Source organism: Nostoc sp. (assembly GCF_036916985.1).
In the GTDB taxonomy this organism is placed as follows: Bacteria; Cyanobacteriota; Cyanobacteriia; order Cyanobacteriales; family Nostocaceae; genus Nostoc.
On the sequence record NZ_JBALFD010000038.1, the window covers coordinates 1 to 5,034 of the forward strand.

Annotated in this window: 3 protein-coding genes; 2 read left to right on the forward strand and 1 reads right to left on the reverse strand. The window is 41.6% G+C overall.

Annotated features, from left to right (window positions below):
* Positions 1-1,124 precede the first annotated feature (1,124 nt).
* The gene (locus V7L07_RS14015; RefSeq protein WP_335058708.1) at positions 1,125-2,777 is read right to left on the reverse strand and encodes a Ppx/GppA phosphatase family protein; all 1,653 of its coding nucleotides are present in this window, start codon (positions 2,775-2,777) and stop codon (positions 1,125-1,127) included.
* Positions 2,778-3,179: 402 nt separating this feature from the next.
* Here V7L07_RS14015 and V7L07_RS14020 point away from each other — a divergent pair, with 402 nt between their 5' ends.
* Both V7L07_RS14020 and V7L07_RS14025 read left to right on the forward strand, forming a co-directional pair.
* A complete protein-coding gene (locus tag V7L07_RS14020) occupies positions 3,180-4,064 on the forward strand; it encodes a 4-hydroxybenzoate solanesyltransferase (RefSeq protein ID WP_335058712.1) in 885 nt (294 codons plus the stop codon).
* Between the two features lie 561 nt (positions 4,065-4,625).
* A partial coding sequence (locus V7L07_RS14025) for an oleate hydratase (protein ID WP_335058710.1) occupies positions 4,626-5,034 on the forward strand: 409 nt, incomplete at its 3' end.

A 5,034-nucleotide genomic window follows, 5' to 3' on the forward strand; every position in this document is an offset into this window, starting at 1 on the left:
TAAACTCAGCACCATGGCGTTGAGTTTAGTCAATTACTAGGCCCCTCTTGACAAGACTCTATTTTTCTTAACTTGACGCCAATGCCAAGATGCCCCCCTTTGTATATGTGCGAGCGTTTTGCTCGCCCCACAAGAAGTAGTTGAGTATTTTTTATTTGGAAGTCCCTAACCCACGGAGGTAGGTAAAGCCTTTTGTAGACGCGGTTACAAAACGCCGTTTTAACGGCCAGTTGACACCAATAATAAATGCCGTGGCACTACTAACGTATTTATATCATTAGTATAGTAAAACTGTATGAGCATTCTCCATTGCATAAAACCGAACAATTGAGCCTGATTTATTGAAATTTTATATAAGGATATCTAAGTTTTCCCGGCTTAGATATCCAATAGCAACATAACCTATATAAAATAGATTGTTAGCTCTATTATAATTACTATTTTTTGTTTTTAAATGCGTCTTAAGTAAATTATAAATTCATCCTTAAGCAGGATGTCAAAATTAGATAGATTTTATAATAAAAAGTCTTGTCCAAGGTGGTATTGTTTACTCACTATACCACCTTGAACTGTTACTAGATAAATTTAATCTGATTTTTACCTCAAGCTTTTATATTCAGCCTAAGTTTTCAAGCTAATGAATTAGGTAACTCCAAGAAATAAATTATCCTATTTTGTGGGGCAGTCCTATATAGCGCTTCTCGAATGGAAGCAATACATTTTGACCTCACTTCCATTCCTCCCTCCTAAAAGGAGAGAGGCTTTGATGCTCACTCCCCTTCCCTCGCAGGGAAGGGGCTGGGGGTTAGGTCTGTATTTCACGCAATTGAGAACCGCTATATATCAAGATGTTGACTTTTCACGTTATGTGGAAAAGTCCACCAAAAACCTAACCCCCTAACCCCCAACTCGTCGCAGGAAGGGGGAAAATTCTATTTCTCTCTCCTAAAAGCAGAGAGAAATAGAAGTGAGGTTTTCTAGATGCCGTGAAAAGTCAGATCAAGATGTTGGGTTACGCAAAGCCTCCAACGCCACTTGCTACAACGAGGGTAACCCGCGCAACGCAGTGGCCCCCCAACTTACAAATTTATTGCAACAATTTAGTCTTGCTACGCCACCACTTTTTAAGACAAGTTCGCAAAGCTAGACTTTTCTAAAGTCGCTACTAATTTCACTCCAAATTCTTCCTCAAATACTCCTTTTTTATAATCTAAACTCCAGAGTTCTAAAGTACAGTCGTCATTAGGTTTAGATGGGAAAATTAGCAAGTTTACCTGCCGAAGTTGTTGATAATACTCACATCGCACTTGAGCGATCGCACCAATTTGTCGTCTATCTAACGCCACTGCCAATCTTAAAATCGCACTCAATTGACTGACCATTTGTCGCTGGTGTTTAGTCAGCAAACTCTGGTAACTTTCATGTTTTTTCTTGGGCGGCGATTTGCGATGATAACGCGCTAAATTGGCAATGATTTCAATCTCGGTTTCTGTATAACCAAGTAATTCTCCATTGCGAATTAGATAGTAAGAGTGCTTATGGTGAGAGGAATGGCTGATATAGTGACCGCAATTGTGTAATATTGCCGCTGACCACAGCAATTGTCGCTCGTCAGATCCCCAGTGGTGTAGAGTACCTTGAGTTTGATCAAATAAACTCTCGGCAAACTTTGCCACGCGATCGCTGTATTCTAAATTGATGTGGTACTTATTAGCGAGTTTGAGAACATTTCGTTCCCGAACTGAACTTTGGTAGCGCAGTTTGTCTTCAATTAAACCGTGGGTTAGCATCCAGTCTACGATGACGCCCTCTCTCAGAGAACGCTCACAAACTGTTACCGATTCAGTACCCAAAAGGGTCATTGCTTCCTGTAATATGACTGCACCCGCGAGTATAACTTCAGCCCGCTTATCTGGCATCCCAGGTATGTCAGCCCTTTCAGAATTACTCAGTTTCCGCAAGCGATTTACTAACTCTCGCAAGTCTTTAAGACTAAACTGGTAGCCATTGAGAGTAGAAGGAATAACACCCGACTTTTCTCGTGCATGAATTATTGCCAGGGTTTCAATTGTGCCCGCAGTACCCACCAAACGCGGAGATTCTCCAAATTCTAGGTTTGCTAACAATTCTTCTACAGAACGTTCCAACATTCCGCGTGCATAAGCTTGGAGATACTGAAACTCGGTGTTACTGATGGGGTCAGTGGTAATTAACTCGCTAGTGAGTCGCACTGCACCAACTTTGGTACTGGTGAGAGTACGCGGTTGTTGACTATCACCCAAAATCAATTCTGTGGAACCACCGCCAATGTCAATAATGGTATGGGGCTGGTTGTGAAATTCCATGCCCGATAGTACGCCAAGATAGATTCGTCGCGCTTCTTCTTGACCGGATATCAAGTCAACGCTTAAACCTAACTCCGTTTCTATTTGGTGCAAAAAATCCTTTCCATTGGGGGCTTCTCGCACAGCACTAGTTGCCACCGCGATGATAGTTTCAGCGTTGATAGTTTTGGCAACTTCTTGGAAACGTCCACAAGCCGCGATCGCCTTTTTAATTATCTCTGGTTTGAGTTCCCCTGTAGTGAGATCGCGATCGCCAAGTCTGACAGTTTCTTTTTCTCTGGCAATAATGCTGAAAGCTGGTAGTGTGGGGTCAATCTTGACTACTACCATGTGTAGAGAATTCGTTCCCAAGTCAATGGCAGCAATAATCCGATGTTGCTTAGGTGGTTGAGTTGGAACACTCTCCCAGCTAGCCGAAACTAAATTCAGCATCTAGTTTTCTCTCTTTCTTAAGAAATGATGGCAAACGATGGTATGTCGGGGTAGCTGGCACTGATATTTATTACAACACACTTATTCAAGCTGATTACTGAGTAAATAAAAAAATACTTAGTAATCGAAACTCAATTTGCTCAAAGAAAACTGAGCTAAGTATATTCACCCTACTGCTTCTAACCTAGTGACTATTTAAAGGTATTTAAAGTTGCCACTTTCGGTTATGTATTTACAAATAACAAATAACGTTATTCTATAGATGTAAAGATGTGTGAATGAGTGCTGAGTGGGGAATCTCATTTCTTTACTCAGAACTGGGAACGGGCTAAACGCCCCGCTACCGCCAACGGAACTCGGAACTGTTTTGCCCAATGCCCAATGCCCACAATGCCCAATCCTATGTTAACGACGCCAGAACGCCCCCAGTCACCAACTTGGCTTACAATTATCCGGCTTTTGCGCTGGCATAAACCAGAAGGACGGTTAATTTTAATGATTCCTGCCCTTTGGGCTGTGTTTTTGGCAGCTTCGGGGAAACCGCCCTTACCTCTGGTTGGTGTAATTATATTGGGTACTTTGGCCACAAGTGCGGCTGGGTGTGTCGTCAATGATTTGTGGGATCGGGATATTGATCCAGAAGTGGAGAGAACACGCGATCGCCCCCTCGCTTCTCGTGCTTTATCTGTGAAAGTTGGGATTGTAGTTGCGATCGTATCGCTAGCATGTGCAGCAGTCCTGGCCTTTTATCTTAACCCCCTGAGTTTCTGGTTATGTGTGGCAGCAGTGCCTATAATTCTGCTTTATCCAGGCGCAAAGCGAGTATTTCCTGTACCACAACTGGTACTTTCCATCGCTTGGGGCTTTGGGGTATTGATTAGCTGGAGTGCAGTCACACAAACCATCTCTCAACCAACTTGGTTACTTTGGGGCGCAACTGTTCTGTGGACATTAGGATTTGATACTGTTTACGCTATGAGCGACAAGGAAGATGATCGCCGCATTGGTGTTAATTCTAGCGCCCTATTTTTTGGAAATTATGCCCCTCTCGTCATTGGAATTTTTTTTGCTGGCACAATCTTATTGTTGGCTTGGTTAGGCGTAGTCATACATCTGCATTTAGCCTTCTGGATTAGCCTTGCTGTTGCTAGTATTGCTTGGATTTGGCAGTCTCTACGATTAAGACAGCAAGACTTACCTAATCCTGTTTATGGTCAAATGTTTCGGCAAAATGTGTGGATTGGTTTTATTTTACTTGTTGGGATGATTGCTGGATCTGTTTCTTAACTCATTCCCCGGCTTGAAGCCTGAGGATGAGTCATTTATTTTTGGATCTTGAGAGTAATCAAGCGATCGCTATAGAAAACTTCAAAAATTTGAAAGCAATATTTAGCATCTAAAGTCTTGCAAACAGGATTAACAATTCAAAATTCAAAATTCAAAATTAAAGAAATTTCAGACGGGGATTTAGCAAGAAACGCGGTCTTGGGCTTTGCCCAAGTGGAGCGATTTCTCAAGACAAACCCCGACTGAAATGGCTGCTACATGTAGATTGCAGGTTCTTAAACCCTTTAATTTACGATAAAGGTAATTTTTTGTAATAGCAATTATTTTTTGAAAAGCTTTAACATAGTGTATGAATTGTATAACTTATACTAAAACGTTCAAAAGGTAGAGGTTATATTAGGACAAATCTGTAAGTATTAAATGTGCGGCTAAAAAAAATCAAGCTGAAATTACATCATAAAACTCTGAATGCTTGTGTAAGGAATAAGTACAAACATTTTTTAATTATGAATAAGGATTCTGGATAACGCATATTTAATTTCTGAAGTTAAAGGAATCATCATGGTAAGTAAAATTGACATAAACAAATCTGTACCGCGTGAGCGATGGGGTGAATTTTTTGATCAGTTTTCAAGTGGTGGTATCGGCTCTTTGGCAACCACTACCTTCATGATTCGCGACAGCAGACTCCCTGGCGGAAATATTTTTATCCTAGAAGCAAAGCCCCTCTTGGGCAGAAGTATGGATAGAGCCGGGAACCCTGGTGAAACAGTTGAGCCTGAAACAGTTGAGCCTGAAACAGTTGAGCCTGAAACAGTTGAGCCTGAAATAGTTGAGCCTGAAACAGTTGAGCCTGAAATAGTTGAGCCTGAAATAGTTGAGCCTGAAACAGTTGAGCCTGAAACAGTTGAGCCTGAAACAGTTGAGCCTGAAACAGTTGAGCCTGAAACAGTTGAGCCTGAAACAGTTG